The organism is Brevibacillus fluminis (assembly GCF_052072235.1).
Classification (GTDB): Bacteria; Bacillota; Bacilli; order Brevibacillales; family Brevibacillaceae; genus Brevibacillus_D; species Brevibacillus_D fluminis_A.
Genome location: NZ_CM125436.1, coordinates 3,892,490 through 3,907,059 on the forward strand (window position 1 = coordinate 3,892,490; position 14,570 = coordinate 3,907,059).

Here is a 14,570-nt window from a genome sequence, read left to right on the forward strand (position 1 = left end):
TGAAAGCATCCCTTGTACCCTCATTTCTTTTTTCCGAAATATACCAATCGCTCACAAAAAAGGATATCGCATTCCAGCATGATCTTTTATCCGCTTTTAAGCGGATGCAGACCTACTTTTGACGGAAGCGGCTGCTCGTGGCTGCTGCGTGCGCTGCCCATCGCAATCGTCCCGGCGAGTGCCTCGATGACGTCTTCCGCAAACGCGGTGCCTTGGGTCAGGCGAATTTCGCTCAAAGCATCCTGCTCCTCCACCATCCCCCGGTACGACCGCGGCGAAACCAAGGCAATGTAGCATTCGGCGATTCCCAACACTTGTGACAAGAGCGGAATCTTGTCCCCGGTCAAGCAATGGGGGTACCCTGTGCCATCCACCCGTTCATGATGGAAGCTGAGTGCATCGATAATCCGCCGGTACGCCGGTTCGTCAGGCAGAAACTCTTTTGCGAAAAAGCAATGCTCTTTCACCATTTGGTACTCAAAATCCGTCAATTTTCCCTCTTTGTCGAAAAAATAATCGGGCCATTTGATTCTGCTGACATAATGGAGCATCACGATCATTCGCAGCTCCCATTCTTCAACATCGCTGCGCAAAGCACGAAGCATGCTTTTCATCAGCACATGCATCGTCTCGATTTCGTTCCGCGACGTTTGCGTCTTCCTTTCTACAACGGGGACCAACGCATGCACCATTCGATACAGCTGCTTCCGCTCTTTCTTGGCCTGCTGCTCCTGCACGCTCATTTTCAGCTTTTTGGAGTAAGAAAAAACGAGAAAGGCGAGCAGCATCCCGCCGATCATCAAAGCAGCGCGGTACAGGACCAAAATGATCAGCTGCTCCTTCGTCGAATCGCCAGCAAGCAAATGCAACTCACGGTACACGATGATCCCGTACGCGATAAAGCACGCGCCGCTCCAGACCAGAAACATCTTTTGGCTTTGGTAAAAGCTGATCACCAGCAGGTAAATCACGAACAGCGCCCACATTTCCCGCACGCCAAACGGATTGTAAAAAGCAACCAGCGAAATAAACAGCAGGAGTGAAAAGGCAGCGAACTGGATCGAGTCGATCAGATCAAAAAAATGAGTGCGATGCAACACATACAAAACCCACATAACCACAGATGCGGCGAGGCTGACCAAAACCACCGAATACATAACATCCATGGCGTTCATCATCCTCAGCGCACCCAACGCAACGGAAAAGACGGTGAGCAAGGTGGCTGCAACGAACATGATCCGCTCCGTAAAGAGAATATACAGACTTCTCATGATGTCGGCACCTTGACATATCCGTTTTTAATCGCAAACAGGACGGCCTGTGAACGGTTCGGTTGACCTGTCTTGCGCAAGATGCTGCTCACATGTGTTTTCACGGTCGCTTCGGTGATATACAGCTTCTCCGCAATTTCCTGGTTGCTCAAGTTCTCGACGATCAGCTGAAAAATTTCCTGCTCCCGCTCCGTCAGTTCCAACTGTTTGGCATCCTGCTTCTTCTGTTTGCTTATTTTCGGCTGATAGCAGGAGTACCCCATGTATACCATCTCCATGGTGCTGAGAATCTGCTCGGGCATGGTATCCTTCATAATATAGCCGTCGATTCCCGCTTCCAGCGCCTGATAAATATCTTCGCTTTCGTCAAAAGCCGTCAAAATCATGATTTTCATCTCGGGCAATTGCTCCTTCAGCTTTTTGCAGCTATCAAAAACCGGGTTGCCAGGCATCTTCAAATCGGAAACAATCAGATCCGGCGAAAGCTGAAGGGCCTTGTGCATCAATTCATCACCGTTTGCCGCTTCGGAAACCACTTTGTATTTCGGCACGGACTCCAGTATGAGCTTCATCCCTTCGCGCACAATGCGATGATCATCAGCCAGCAGCACGCGAACCTGTTTTTTCTCATCCATTCGTTGTATACCCCCATCTCGGAATAACTGCAACCACCAGTGTGCCTTTCGATGCTTCAGAATGGATGGTCACGGTACCACCCACCCGTTCCACCCGCTCCTTCATTCCGATCAAGCCAAACCGCTCTTTCCGATGCGCCTGCTCCTGTACAGCAAACCCTCGGCCATTATCCCGGACCGTTACCGTCCACTGTACGGCAGTCGCTTCGAGCACGACGTGCAATTCGTCGGCCCTTGCATGTTTGAGCACGTTGTAAACGCTCTCCTCCACGAAGCGATAGATCGCTTCCTCGACCAGGACATTTTCCTTTACCACTCGTCCTTTCGTCACATACTCCAGATGCAGGCTGCTGTTTGCCGTCGTCCGCCCGAGCAATTTGCGTACAGCGTCAAATATATGGCAGGGCTCGTATTCTTCACGCAAATTGGCGATCACGTCCCGTACTTCCAAATGGCATTCTTTCACCTGCTGCTCCATTTCTTCCATCGCGCTTGCAAGCTCGTCGTTATGGATCGGCTGCATGTTCTGCTTCATCCGAAAGAGCTGTGCCGACAGAAAAAACAGCTGCTGTGCCAGTCCGTCGTGCATGTCCTGGGCCAGCTTTTTGCGCAAATAACTGTACGCCGCTTCATTTGTTTCCACTTTTAGGGAGAAGAGTCTGAGATACAGCTTCACGACACAAGACACAACATTCAGAAAAAACAAATCGGTCCGTGTAAGCGTACGCTTTTCTTCCAAGGGAATGACGATGATTCCGGCCAGGCGCCCATTTTCCAGCAGCGGATGGTAATAGTAACCCTCTTCATGCTCACGTGTTGGACTAACTACGCGTGCTTTTTGCAGCGGGAACGCGTTTGCCCTTTGCTGCTCTACTACCTTGGCGCGATAGAGAGCCTTGAGCCATTCACCAGAATGCTCTTGTTCGAGTGAATCATAAAAGAAAACGTGCTGCACTTCCAAAATCTGTACGAGCAATCTCTCCACACGCGCAGCGAGTTCAGCCGTTTGGACAACCGCAGGCACTCGCCGCAAAAAACGCAGCAGCAAGAGCGCATTGCGATACTGTTTCAGCAAATAGGACACAACATAGCTGCCGAGCAGGTACAGCGTCACGAAGGTGAAGCCTTGTATGATGATATGAAGCTGTTTGGTCATCGTCTCGTCAAGGATAATCGCGTTTTTCGCATCGGCGGGCACCAGCATGGTCGTCAAAAAAAAGAGCAGCGTGTAGGCGAGCAGGGGAACTCCCCACATGTGAAACGAGAACAGGAGCAGGGAGGAATAAGCCTGGTAGATGAGCGGCGATGCCCACCCGTCGGTCATTGCCAGCAAAAATGCGCTGATCAAACTATCAAAAACAGCCAGCAAGATTTGCTTTTTTTGCGAGACCGGTCGAAAAAGGAAGATGGATACTACGATATTCACACCGAACAGCAAGGACAAAAGCATGAACAAAAGTGTCGAATCTGGTCTTGCCGTTATGTAAAACAGGCAGATCGTCAAGCAGATGAACCAGCGATAGAGTACGAGAAAAATACGAAAATTGCTTACAATTCCTCTCATGTTTGGCAGCACCATTTTCTTCACGAACTGGATAGGGGACGATACTCCTTCATGCTACGTGATTCCCCTGCTTCCCGCAATAGACTGAAAATGTCGAACCCGGTGTCGAATCTGCGGCATACCCGCACAATAGTTGCCGCCGCTTTTTTCTTTTCTACCAACCTCCGTTGTACACATGAAAGTTCATTTTGCCACTCGATTATTCTCACATACAAAATTCATGCCAATGTTTCCCAGGGGAAAATCGGAATAAAAAAGCCTTTTCTCATCTTGCAAAGCCTCGTTCCAACTTCGTTATCGCAAATCCATCCTTCGCTTTCGCATGATTTCGCACGAAAAATCCGTCTTTCGCATACTTTCGCATATTGAGAAGAATTTATCAGCAGCAAGCACGCTGCGAAAAGCCTTCGATCGCCAAGCGCTTGCCACTTTTTTGCCCTGCTTTTTGTTAGCAAGGAACGGAACTGGTCATACTAGAAGGCAGGTGCTGTAGAAAACAAAAAGCACTCCGACCATAGAGAGTGCTTTTTCGCTCGCTTATTCCGCCCGCCTGATGACTCGAAATAATGTGTACATAATCAGCGTCAATGTCAGGAGAACCAAAAAAATGAACGTGATCATAATAGCCAATTTCATCAAAATCCCTCCACTCCGGTTAGTTTTGCCAAAGGGTAACCGGAATATGCGCGAGTGAACTTATAATTATACAAACTCGTATTTATTTGCTAAAATAAAAACCATTCGACAGTGAAACATAACTAAGGAGGGATTTTTTTGAAGTACAGTGTCGTTATTTTTCCTTCTAGTAAAGTTCAAGAATTTGCGAACCAATACCGCAAGCGTTACGATTCAACGTATGCGCTGATCCCACCTTTCATCCGTTTGAAAGAAGCTTTTGAACTCGATGATGCCAAACTGCCTGAGCTGGTGGAGCATTTGCAGCAGGTGGCCGAACATACAGACAGCTTTACTGCCAAGTTCCATCGTTTCAGCACGTTCCATCCGACAAATAACGTGATTTATCTTGGTATCCAAAATAAGGAAGCGTTTGAAGAGCTGCATCAGCAAGTGATCGAGTGCTGTTCCAGCCGTCCGGAAACGTACGCTTTCGTGCCGCACCTGACAATCGGCCGCGATTTTGCGGATGACGAGCTGAAAGATGTGTACGGCCAATTGAGCATGGCCAAAGTGGATCTGGAAACCGAAATCGACCGCTTTCACCTCATTTACCAATTGGAGGATGGCATCTGGAGCGTGTATCAGTCATTCCAGCTGCGCAAGTAACGGATCATGGACATCGGGTATGACATCCGCGTGGCGGAGACAGAGGCTGATCGAGACGCGGCCTTCTTTGTCCGCCGCGCCGTTTTTATTGACGAGCAGCAAGTTCCAGAGGAGATCGAGATGGATCAGTTCGATGAGCGCTTTTCACCGACGATCCATTTTGTCGCTACCAAAGGGACACAGCCGGTCGGCGCCGCACGTCTCCGCACCTATGCGGATGGCATCGGCAAAGTAGAGCGCGTCGCTGTAACCGAAACTGAGCGCGGGACGGGCCTTGGCCGCGCACTGATGGAAGTGCTGGAGCAGACCGCCCGTGGGCAAGGCTATGAAAAGCTGAAGCTCAATGCGCAATGCCATGCGCAGCGTTTTTATGAAAAACTGGGCTACGAGCAAGTCGGCGAGATGTTTGTGGAAGCAGGCATCGATCATGTTGCCATGGAAAAAAAGCTGTAGTGCCATTGATGAAGGCGGGGACTGACCCCTGTTTTTGAGACAGGGATCAAAACACCTTACAAGTCTAAATGGTCAGTCGTCGGAAATCAATCGGTGACTGGTTATTTCGTTTCGTTTGAATCCGAATTGAGTTATAGTAAGTGATGTAATCTCGAACGGTCTGTTCAACGATTGCCGTCGTTGTATGGGTTACCCCTTCGAGATAGAACGTTTCAGACTTTAGCGTGGAATGAAACGATTCGATGGGGGCATTATCAGCGGGCGTGCCTTTGCGGGACATGCTCATGGTAATGCCTTTTCCCTTTACTGCCTCTTGGTACGCCTGCGATGTGTAGACGCTGCCCTGATCGCTATGGAGCATCGCGCAAGGTACAGGCGGCAGTTGATTCAGCGTGTCCAGCACGAGTGCCGTATCTTGTCTGTCTGCTATACTGCTAGCGACAATCTCCCCGTTATACAAGTCCAAGATACTCGATAGGTACATCATTTTCCCGCCATACGGCAAATACGTAATATCCGTAACGAGTTTTTCCAGCGGCGCATTCGCTTGAAATTGACGTTTCAACAGATGTTCTGCAATGTATGTGGGCTGTCCTGTTGGTTTCCGTTTCTTGACTCTGACACGACATTGCAGTTGCTCTCGTTGCATGATGTCCTGTACACACTTGTGATTGATCTTTTGCTGAGTTCGAAGGAGCGCAGTAATCTTTCGGTATCCGTAGCGAAATTTATGCTGTGTACAGAGTTCACGAATCTTCTCAACAAGGCTGTCTGGTTGCTTGGTCTCAGGCTTTGCTTTCCAACGGTAATAGGTAGCTCGAGGAACGCCTAACCATGAACATGCTTGTTTGACCGTGACTTTCCCCTGAATAGATTCGACCAGGTCAACTACGATTTTAGGTGACACCTCCTTTCTAAGTCCTCGTACTTTTTTAGCACTTCAATTTGTTGTTTCAGAAAATGATTTTCCGCCTTTAGCTGCTCCAGTTCTGATGTATACGCGGGTCCTTTACCGTAGCTATATTGTTTGCCGACAGGCTGCTCGAGCCGGTTCACTTCACCATTGCGATACCAACGCATCCATGTTTCCACCTGCGTCTTATTTCGTATGTTGAGCTGTTCCATTATTTCCTTTACCGGAATGCCTGCTACCTTCATTTCAATGGCCTTCATCTTGGTTTCCACAGGGTAACTTACTCGTGTTGCCAACGTAAAAACACCTCCAAGGTTGTATCCACATCTTACGACATGTTCACATTTTCTTGAAGGTGTTTTGATTTGTCTCACGCTATGGGGTCAGTCCCGCGTTCCCTTTGAGGGGAACGTCTTTTCTTTTTGTGCGGAAGGAATTGACAAATTCGGTTTAGTTGAATAAACTGTATATGAGCATATGATCATATAGTTTGATGATTACATTTGGGAAAGGCAGGGTTTTATCATGGAACAATCCTCGCATCATTTTTTGTCAGCTACGACGGTCGAAGCTGTCGCGCAAGTGTTTAAAGCGCTGGGTGATCCCACCAGGGTCAAAATTTTGCACCTGCTCTCGCAAGAAGAATGCGCGGTGTCGCATATCGCCGAAGTCCTTGAATTGTCGCAATCCGCCGTCTCCCACCAGCTTGCCTATTTGAAAAATTTGCGGCTGGTCAAAGCGAAGCGGCAAGGAAACCAGTTTTTTTACTCCTATGACGACGAACATGTCATCGCGCTCTTGAGGCAAGCTATTCATCATATCGAACACGAGTAAGGAGGGATTTTCATGCACATGCACGGTCATTCGCACTCCCATCACGGACACGATCCCGGGCATGCTCATGGACACGCGCACCATGGCCATGACCATACCCGGGAAGGGAACAAGAAAGGATTGATGCTGGCTCTCATCATCACCGCCGGCATCATGCTGCTTGAGTTTTTTGGGGGCCTTTTCACAAACAGCCTGGCGCTGCTCTCCGATTCGGGCCATATGCTAAGCGATGCCAGCTCCCTGGCGCTGAGCCTCGTTGCCATCTGGTTTGCCGCTCGTCCCGCAACGCCCGCGAAATCGTACGGGTATTACCGCTTTGAAATATTGGCTGCCCTGTTTAATGGCGTGACGCTTTTCATCGTGGCCGGCTTCATCATCTGGGAAGCCTGGGAACGTTTCTGGAATCCGCCGGTCGTCGCCAGCGGCTCGATGATGATCATCGCATTCGTCGGGCTTGCCGCCAATCTGCTTTCCGCCTGGGCATTGTTGCGCAAGGGCGACGTGAAAAACAATGTCAATTTGCGCAGCGCTTACTTGCATGTGATCGGCGATGCGCTCGGCTCGGTCGGGGCGATCGCAGCCGGTCTGATCATGTCGCTGTTCGGCTGGTACGTCGCCGATCCGCTCATCAGCGTCATTGTCGCCTTGCTGATCCTGAAAGGAGCCTGGAGCGTGATCGCTCACGCCCTGCACGTTTTGATGGAAGGGACACCCCTCACCGTTGACCAGGTTAAAGTGCGCCAAACATTGGAGCAGATCGACGGTGTTTTGAACGTGCACGACATGCACATTTGGACGATTACGTCCGGACTCGATTCCTTTAGCTGCCACCTGCTGATTACGGAAGACACCGATAGCCAGGCCGTGCTGCAGACCGCGATTCATCAGTTGGAGGAGACGTTCAGCATTGCGCATTGTACGATTCAGGTGGAGAAGCCTGGGGTGCGGCATACAGGGTGTAGGGTTTGAACGAAAGGTTGCGGTTGGGCTGCTGTGGTTGGGCGGGGTTTTTGAAAATAGTTACGCGAACGCTCTTACAATCCCTGCGCGGATGTCTTCAAGGCCGGCTGCGCGCAAAAAACGAAAACTGCGCCCCACTGCCACACGCTGCGCGGCGGGTGTATCTCGATGATGATATGTGGCGCAAAGCGTTTTCGTTTTTTGCGCGCAGCCTTTGTCGGGATTGTAAAGGCGTTCGCTCCACTATTTTCAAAAACCCTTCGCTGCGGTGGGAAGCCCCCTTCACCTTTTGTTCGGGAGGGAAAAATAAAAAAAGAAAAAACCCCTGCTTGTTTGACTGATTCCTTTCTCCTTGACAGGGATCAGTTCATGCCGGGGTTTCTTCCCTTTTTATGGCGCTTTAGCGTACCTTTCGGAGCGAGGCGATTTTTCTTAGCTTTTCAACTGCGGTCATTTCCGCAGTTTTTGAACCAAGCATGGCGTGATAGGGTTCTTCGCCGCGCCAGCCGTGGAAGTCGGAGCCGCCGGTGAGGATCAGGCCGTATTCTTCGCCGAGCTTGCGGTATCGCTCTTGTGCGGCTTCATCGTGGTCGGGGTGCCAGACTTCGATGCCGTCCAGACCGTAGACGATCAGCGATTCCACCAGTTCGTCGTCGCCGTAGAGGCCAGGATGCGCGAGCACTGCTGCTCCTCCTGCCTCGCGGATGAATTTGATCGCTTCCTCCGGCGTCATCCGCTTGGGCGTGGTGTAGGCTGCGCCGCCTTTGCCCAAATAGTTGTCGAAAGCTTCCGCGATGGACTCTACGACGCCCAAGCGGACCAGTTCTTCGGCGATATGCGGGCGGCCGATGTTTTTTTCGCTGTCCTGTTTTTGCGCATAAATCGCTTCCAGCGTGATGTCGATGCCAAGTGCCCGCAAACGCTCGACGATCATTTTGTTCCGTTCGTGCCGCGCATCCCGCAGGCGGGCCAGCCGCTCATGCAATTCAGCCGACTCATACGGGATGAAATAGCCCAGCACATGGATGTCCTGCCCACCGGCAACCGAGCTGATCTCGACGCCGGGGATCACCTCGATGCCTTCTTCCTTGCCTGCCTCCACCGCTTCCGCGATGCCAGCAGCCGTGTCGTGGTCCGTAATCGCTACGGCGGCAAGCCCCTGTTTTTTGGCAAGCCGCACATTTTCCGCCGGCGCATTCGTGCCGTCGGAGGCGAGCGTATGGGTATGCAAATCTGCCCGTTGACTCACTTTCATTCCTCCTCTGTGATCTCCCGTAATTTATGCATTCGCATGTATGAAAGGGCTGCGCTCCTCATATATATGGGGAAAAATGACGCCTCAAGGGGGATCTGCATGATCTTGAAAAGCAAAACCTTACGCAGCGTCGCGCAGCCATTGAGTTCCATCGACAAACTGTTGCGCCAACAAGGCTTCCGTCCAGCAGCTGGCGAGCACCCGCCTATGTATGATGTAGTCATTTACGATTCCGCGACGAACTGCTCCTATTTTTTGCGAATCCCAACCAACATTTTGCATGATCATCCCCACTCTGGCGAGGTGATCGTCAAATTCGGCACGCCCTCGCTCGAATCAAAAGCGCTTTCAACGATCCCTGATGAAATCCGGCAAGCAGCCGAGCATAAGCTCGCAGAAGTCGCCGATTACTTGGCTTCAACCCAGCCTCGCGCTCGCGAAGCGTAGCTGATTCTCCACGAATCGGTAGGTGATCCGCTCTTCCTGCAATAGCCCGACCAGATAGCCCATGAACGCCGTCCGAAACAGCACATAGCCCGAAAGATTGTCCAGCTTGATTTCCAATTGATTGCAGATGTGCATCAAGCCTTCTTCCAAGGTGGCCTCCGTCGAAAATATCGCTTCGATTCGATCGAGCAGCTCCTGATGGCAGCGAATGTTCGCTTCCAAGACCGCATCCACAGCTGTTTCAAAGCTGCCATGTCCGGGCAGATACCCTTCGTAATTCGTTGCCTGCAGTTTGGCTAAGCTGTGCAGCGTTTCGCGGGCATCGACCAGAAATGGCAGCTTGTGTTTTTTCAGCGTTTCCTCGCCGAAGAAACTGTCGGCCGCATAGCAGATCCCTTCCGCTGCAATGCCAATCTGATTGTAGCTGTGACCTGGCAGGGCGAGCAGTTCCAATTCCAGCCCATCGATTATGATCGTCCCTTCTGACGGGAGAATATGGTCCACCCGCGAGCTTTCCGCAAGCAGGAACTTGTTTTTCAGCTCTTTTAACGGTGACGCGCCCATCCCGAGATAAATCGGCTCCAACAGCGGATTGCGGATCATCGCTTCCTCCAGCTCCGGAGCATAGACGACCGCCTCGGGGAACTGTCCGAGCAGATAGGCATTGCCGCCGAAATGATCCGCGTGCGCGTGCGTCTGCACGATCGCCACCAGCTTTTGCCCGATTTCGTCCAATCCTTTTTTCAGCTTTTTTGCATTTTGCGTATCAAGTCCGGAATCAATCAGGATCGCACCCGTTTGTCCCAGCAAAATGCCGATATTCACACTTCCGGCAAAATAACCGGTCCGTTCACCCACCATAATCGGCGCATATGCGGCAGCCATGTGAATCCCTCCTCCCTTATTGCTCTACAATACCAAGAAGCATCCCTTCCATCAAATTCCTGACTGTAAAAAAATCAGCGTTTTTTTGCCGGAATGGTATCAAAGCAGCGATAACATTCGCAGATGTCATATTTTGGAGCGTAATCTCGATTCTTACGATTTCCACTCTTTTGACGACGTGCAGCTCCTATTGGTATACTTAGTAAAATGCTGTGTAACAGCGAGAATCTGATATCACGTATGGAGGTGAATTCTCCTTCCTTCCAAATCAGGGGGCAAGGAGAGCTACTTGGACAGTATTCCGATAGGGGAGAGTCTTTTCAATCTGCTGCTGATTCTCTTTTTGGTCTTTGTGAACGGCTTCTTTGTAGCAGCAGAATTTGCGCTAGTAAAGGTGCGCCAAACTCGTATTACCCAGCTTGTCAGCGAAGGAAACGTGCGGGCACGCTACGCCAAAGAGGTGACGCAAAAGCTGGACGCTTACCTCTCCGCATCGCAGCTTGGCATCACGCTCGCATCGCTTGGCCTCGGTTGGGTGGGTGAACCTGCGATCGCCAAAGTGGTGGAGCCGCTTCTCCATCAATTCCATTTGCCGGCGTATCTCATTTCCGCCTTGTCGTTTGCCATCGGCTTCGGGTTCATTACGTTTTTGCACATCGTTTTGGGTGAATTGGCCCCCAAATCATTAGCGATTCAAAAGGCGGAATCCACCTCATTGTGGACTGCAGCACCGCTCATCCTGTTTTATAAAATCAGTTATCCGGCGATCATGCTCTTAAACGGTTCAGCCAACTTCTTTCTGCGCCGTTTGGGGTTGGAACCGGCCACTGACCAGGAGTCGGCACATACGGAAGAAGAAATTCGCTTGCTTGTGAACGAAAGCCACAAAAGCGGCCACATTGACCAGGACGAGATGGATCTGGTCGACAATGTGTTTGAGTTTTCCGAGCGTCTGGCACGAGAAATCATGATTCCTCGTATCGACATGTTTTGCCTGTATGACGACAACACCTTTGAAGAAAACCTGGAGATCATTCGCAGTTCGCGCCACTCCCGCTTCCCTGTCGCGCATGAGGATAAAGACCGTCTGATCGGCTTCGTCCATGCATCCGACTTTTATCTCAAAGCGTTGACGGATGGCGACGTGAACCTGAATGAATTCCTCCGTCCGCTCTTGACCGTACCGGAATCCATGGAAATCAGCCATGTGCTGCGCCTGATGCAAAAACGCCGTTCGCAAATCGCGATCGTCATCGACGAGTATGGCGGCACCGCCGGTTTGCTCACGATGGAAGACATTCTGGAGGAGATTGTCGGCGACATTCAGGATGAGTTCGACGAGAACGAGCGCCCGGAAGTGGAAAAATCAAATGATGATGAACTCTCTGTTTCAGGAAAAACCCTGTTATCCGAGTTGAACGATTATATATCCGTTGACATTCACTCTGATGAAGTGGATACGATCGCCGGGTGGCTGTACAGTCATTTGAACGAGGACATCGCCGTCGGCAAATCGGTGCATTACCGCAACTACGTCTTCACGATCACCGAGCTTGACAGCCACCGGATCACCCGCGTCGGCATCACGCAGGTGCCGGAAGAAGGAGACGCGGAAACGGAAGACAGCTTGCTCAAGCAAGCGCAATAATGAATCGTACCATCCTGATCCGGCTGTTGATGCCTCTACCATCAACAGCCGTTTTTGTCTGTACCGGCGAATCGGTGCGCGCTAAATCCACGTCAACCCCTTACATTCGGCCATCCATCTGCTAGGATAGATAAGTATGCCATGATTGAGGTGACGACGAGTTGAAAACAGCTCTCCTACATACGAAACCAATTCAGCTGACCGCTGACAACTATGACCAGATTGCCTACTGGCGCCACATGGACAGGCAAGGCAAGCTGCTTTGCCCCCATTGCAGCCAGCCGGTGACGATTGTTGCGGGTATCAGCACCGAGCCGCACTTTGTTCATCGAAAAGAAGGCGCGGCCTGCGAGGCGGATGAGACGATTGCGCTGGCGCTCGCGGAAGTGGCGGCTGCCCAAGTCGCAAACCACGACTTTCGCAAGCGGCTCGTTCCCCGCAAAACGATCCAGCAGCTGGCGCACAAGAGCGAGGAGCCACTTCACCCCGAGCAAGTGCGTGCGGTCCATACGACAGAAGGCCCCTTGCTGATCCTGGCCGGGGCTGGCAGCGGCAAAACACGCGTCATGACTGCCCGCGCCGCCCACCTGATCCAGGAAAAAGGCGTGGATTCCCGCAGCCTGATGATGGTGACCTTTACGACAAAGGCGGCCGAGGAAATGAAGCACCGGCTGCGCGGCCAGCTCTCCCCCGCACAGGTAAACGGATTGATCACCGGGACGTTCCACAGCATTTTCTTTAAAATTTTGCTGCATGAACGTCCGGGTGAATGGGACCCGCAGCGCCTCTTGAAACAAGACTGGCAGAAGCTCAAGCTGCTGCGGGAAAGCGGCCTGCTTGCGCAAATGGACCCGCCGCTTGCAAGCGAGGCCGAGCTGTCCCAGGCGCTCTCGATCATCAGCCGCTGGAAAAACGAATACTTGCTGCCCGAGCATCTGTCCATTCGCCCGCTCGATACGACGGAGGAGCAAGCCGCTCTCGCCCTGTATCCGCTGTATGAGGAAGCCAAGCAGCGCGGGCGGTGGTTCGACTTTGACGATATGCTGATCGGCTGCTACCAGCTGCTGCGGACGGATGAAACCGTGCGCAACCGATACCAAAGCCGCATCCGCTACCTGATGATCGATGAGTTTCAGGACATCAACCGGGTGCAGTACGAGACCGTCAAGCTGCTCGCCGCGCCGGAAAACAACCTGTGTGTCATCGGCGACGACGACCAGTCCATTTACGCGTTCCGTGGCAGCAACCCGCGGTACATTCTCGGTTTTTCCAACGATTTCCCTACGGCGCAAACGATTACGCTGGAAGTCAACTATCGCTCCCGCCCTTCCATCGTCGGACTCGGCTACTCGCTGATCGGCAACAATCAGGCCCGACATGCAAAAAAACTCAAGTCGTTCCACGGCGAGGACGGCGAAAACTATTTGTTTTATCCTGACGATGAGGAGGAGCAAGCCTCCCGCATCGTCGATGAGATCACCCATCAGCTGGCTCACGGTGCGCGTGCAGACCAGATGGCCATCCTGTTCCGCACGCATGAGTCGGCCCGCCCGGTGGTCGAACGCCTGTGGGAAGCCAAAATCCCTTTTGCCTTCACCGGTGAAGAAGAACCGTTTTACCGTAAGCAGGCGGTCCGCTGGGGACTCGGCTATTTGCGTCTCGCCAAAAATCCGGATGATGCCGACGCCTTGCGCGACGTTTTGCCTACGCTCTACATCGCACAAAGCCAGTGGAATGCGATTCGCAGCCAGGCGATTCTCGACGATGTCCCGCTCGCCCACGCCTTGCCGCGCTTGCCTGGGTTGAAATCGTTTCAAAAAACGCAGTTGAAAGCCTTTTTGGCGATTTTGGACGAGGTGCCGAAGCTGACACCGGCCCAAGCGCTGGAATTCATCTATGAGGACGGCAAGCTCCGCGACTACGTGAAGAAAAAAAACAAAGAGCGCCCTGAGCAGGAAGGCCAGGCAGCCACCGACGACCTGCAGCAACTGTACGGCGCGGCCAAACGGCATGAAACGATCGACGGCTTCCTGCATTTCGTCACCCAGCAGCTCAATCGTGACCGCAGCGGCGCGCGGCCAAACGCTGAGCCGTCCGTGCAGGTGATGAGCATCCATCGTGCCAAAGGGCTCGAATTCGACACGGTATTTCTGCTCGATTTGGTCGAAGGGTCCCTGCCCCACGAATACGCGCTGGACGAGCTGCGGCGCGGCAAGCGCGATGCGATCGAGGAAGAGCGTCGGCTCATGTATGTGGCCATCACGCGCGCCAGGCACCAGCTGTTCGTCGGCATTCCCCAGGAGCGTTTTGGGCGAAAGACGCGGGTGTCCCGCTTCATCAAGGAAATGGCTGGTTTCTAATCGCTTGCAACATTTCCGTTTGTCGTGTATACTGCATATAGTTTCCAAATCTTTGATGATA

13 protein-coding genes are annotated in these 14,570 nt (G+C 52.0%); 7 read left to right on the forward strand and 6 right to left on the reverse strand.

The window, feature by feature from the left end; translation table 11 throughout:
- Positions 1 to 86: 86 nt before the first annotated feature.
- Genes ACTID9_RS19365 through ACTID9_RS19375 form a run of 3 tightly spaced genes read right to left on the reverse strand, consistent with a single transcriptional unit; the run spans position 87 to position 3,470 of the window.
- Positions 87 to 1,271: an HD-GYP domain-containing protein gene (locus tag ACTID9_RS19365; RefSeq protein WP_441066545.1), complete on the reverse strand. Its 1,185-nt coding sequence runs from the start codon at positions 1,269 to 1,271 to the stop codon at positions 87 to 89.
- Positions 1,268 to 1,906, reverse strand: a complete 639-nt coding sequence (locus tag ACTID9_RS19370) for a response regulator (protein WP_441066546.1) — start codon at positions 1,904 to 1,906, stop codon at positions 1,268 to 1,270. Before ACTID9_RS19370 ends, ACTID9_RS19365 begins: the two co-directional genes overlap by 4 nt.
- Complete coding sequence (locus tag ACTID9_RS19375) at positions 1,899 to 3,470, reverse strand: sensor histidine kinase (RefSeq protein WP_441066547.1); 1,572 nt, start codon at positions 3,468 to 3,470, stop codon at positions 1,899 to 1,901. Before ACTID9_RS19375 ends, ACTID9_RS19370 begins: the two co-directional genes overlap by 8 nt.
- Positions 3,471 to 4,244: 774 nt before the next feature.
- Here ACTID9_RS19375 and ACTID9_RS19380 point away from each other — a divergent pair.
- Both ACTID9_RS19380 and ACTID9_RS19385 read left to right on the forward strand, forming a co-directional pair.
- On the forward strand, positions 4,245 to 4,754 hold the full coding sequence (locus tag ACTID9_RS19380; protein ID WP_441066548.1) for a 2'-5' RNA ligase family protein: 510 nt from the start codon (positions 4,245 to 4,247) through the stop codon (positions 4,752 to 4,754).
- Between the two features lie 6 nt (positions 4,755 to 4,760).
- Positions 4,761 to 5,207, forward strand: a complete 447-nt coding sequence (locus tag ACTID9_RS19385; RefSeq protein ID WP_441066549.1) for a GNAT family N-acetyltransferase — start codon at positions 4,761 to 4,763, stop codon at positions 5,205 to 5,207.
- A gap of 64 nt (positions 5,208 to 5,271) precedes the next feature.
- Here ACTID9_RS19385 and ACTID9_RS19390 read toward each other — a convergent pair.
- A protein-coding gene (locus ACTID9_RS19390; RefSeq protein ID WP_441066550.1) for an IS3 family transposase occupies positions 5,272 to 6,416 on the reverse strand; the annotation gives its coding sequence in 2 pieces (ribosomal slippage) (positions 5,272 to 6,128 and positions 6,128 to 6,416; 1,146 coding nt in all).
- A 229-nt stretch (positions 6,417 to 6,645) separates the two neighbouring features.
- Between ACTID9_RS19390 and ACTID9_RS19395 the strand changes: the two genes are divergently transcribed.
- Both ACTID9_RS19395 and ACTID9_RS19400 read left to right on the forward strand, forming a co-directional pair.
- Positions 6,646 to 6,954, forward strand: coding sequence for an ArsR/SmtB family transcription factor (locus ACTID9_RS19395; RefSeq protein WP_441066551.1), 309 nt, complete (start codon positions 6,646 to 6,648; stop codon positions 6,952 to 6,954).
- A gap of 12 nt (positions 6,955 to 6,966) precedes the next feature.
- On the forward strand, positions 6,967 to 7,923 hold the full coding sequence (locus tag ACTID9_RS19400) for a cation diffusion facilitator family transporter (RefSeq protein WP_441066552.1): 957 nt from the start codon (positions 6,967 to 6,969) through the stop codon (positions 7,921 to 7,923).
- 391 nt (positions 7,924 to 8,314) lie between these two features.
- Here the strand turns inward: ACTID9_RS19400 and ACTID9_RS19405 are convergent, their stop codons facing one another.
- Positions 8,315 to 9,169, reverse strand: a complete 855-nt coding sequence (locus tag ACTID9_RS19405) for a PHP domain-containing protein (protein WP_441066553.1) — start codon at positions 9,167 to 9,169, stop codon at positions 8,315 to 8,317.
- A gap of 99 nt (positions 9,170 to 9,268) precedes the next feature.
- Between ACTID9_RS19405 and ACTID9_RS19410 the strand changes: the two genes are divergently transcribed.
- Complete coding sequence (locus ACTID9_RS19410; protein WP_441066554.1) at positions 9,269 to 9,616, forward strand: hypothetical protein; 348 nt, start codon at positions 9,269 to 9,271, stop codon at positions 9,614 to 9,616.
- Here ACTID9_RS19410 and ACTID9_RS19415 read toward each other — a convergent pair.
- Positions 9,587 to 10,501: an MBL fold metallo-hydrolase gene (locus ACTID9_RS19415; protein WP_441066555.1), complete on the reverse strand. Its 915-nt coding sequence runs from the start codon at positions 10,499 to 10,501 to the stop codon at positions 9,587 to 9,589. The genes ACTID9_RS19410 and ACTID9_RS19415 overlap by 30 nt on opposite strands.
- Positions 10,502 to 10,790: 289 nt before the next feature.
- Here ACTID9_RS19415 and ACTID9_RS19420 point away from each other — a divergent pair, with 289 nt between their 5' ends.
- Both ACTID9_RS19420 and ACTID9_RS19425 read left to right on the forward strand, forming a co-directional pair.
- Positions 10,791 to 12,149, forward strand: coding sequence for a hemolysin family protein (locus tag ACTID9_RS19420; protein ID WP_441066556.1), 1,359 nt, complete (start codon positions 10,791 to 10,793; stop codon positions 12,147 to 12,149).
- Between the two features lie 161 nt (positions 12,150 to 12,310).
- Positions 12,311 to 14,509 (forward strand): UvrD-helicase domain-containing protein, encoded by a 2,199-nt coding sequence (locus ACTID9_RS19425; protein ID WP_441066557.1) that lies wholly within the window; start codon positions 12,311 to 12,313, stop codon positions 14,507 to 14,509.
- Positions 14,510 to 14,570: the final 61 nt, after the last annotated feature.

What these genes read in the sequence shown, in the direction of transcription:
- ACTID9_RS19405 (WP_441066553.1), bottom strand. Translation starts at nt 9,169, where the DNA reads ATGAAAGTGAGTCAACGGGCAGATTTGCATACCCATACGCTCGCCTCC.
- ACTID9_RS19375 (WP_441066547.1), bottom strand. Translation starts at nt 3,470, where the DNA reads ATGAGAGGAATTGTAAGCAATTTTCGTATTTTTCTCGTACTCTATCGC.
- ACTID9_RS19415 (WP_441066555.1), bottom strand. Translation starts at nt 10,501, where the DNA reads ATGGCTGCCGCATATGCGCCGATTATGGTGGGTGAACGGACCGGTTAT.
- ACTID9_RS19370 (WP_441066546.1), bottom strand. Translation starts at nt 1,906, where the DNA reads ATGGATGAGAAAAAACAGGTTCGCGTGCTGCTGGCTGATGATCATCGC.
- ACTID9_RS19400 (WP_441066552.1), top strand. Translation starts at nt 6,967, where the DNA reads ATGCACATGCACGGTCATTCGCACTCCCATCACGGACACGATCCCGGG.
- ACTID9_RS19385 (WP_441066549.1), top strand. Translation starts at nt 4,761, where the DNA reads ATGGACATCGGGTATGACATCCGCGTGGCGGAGACAGAGGCTGATCGA.
- ACTID9_RS19365 (WP_441066545.1), bottom strand. Translation starts at nt 1,271, where the DNA reads ATGAGAAGTCTGTATATTCTCTTTACGGAGCGGATCATGTTCGTTGCA.
- ACTID9_RS19395 (WP_441066551.1), top strand. Translation starts at nt 6,646, where the DNA reads ATGGAACAATCCTCGCATCATTTTTTGTCAGCTACGACGGTCGAAGCT.
- ACTID9_RS19410 (WP_441066554.1), top strand. Translation starts at nt 9,269, where the DNA reads ATGATCTTGAAAAGCAAAACCTTACGCAGCGTCGCGCAGCCATTGAGT.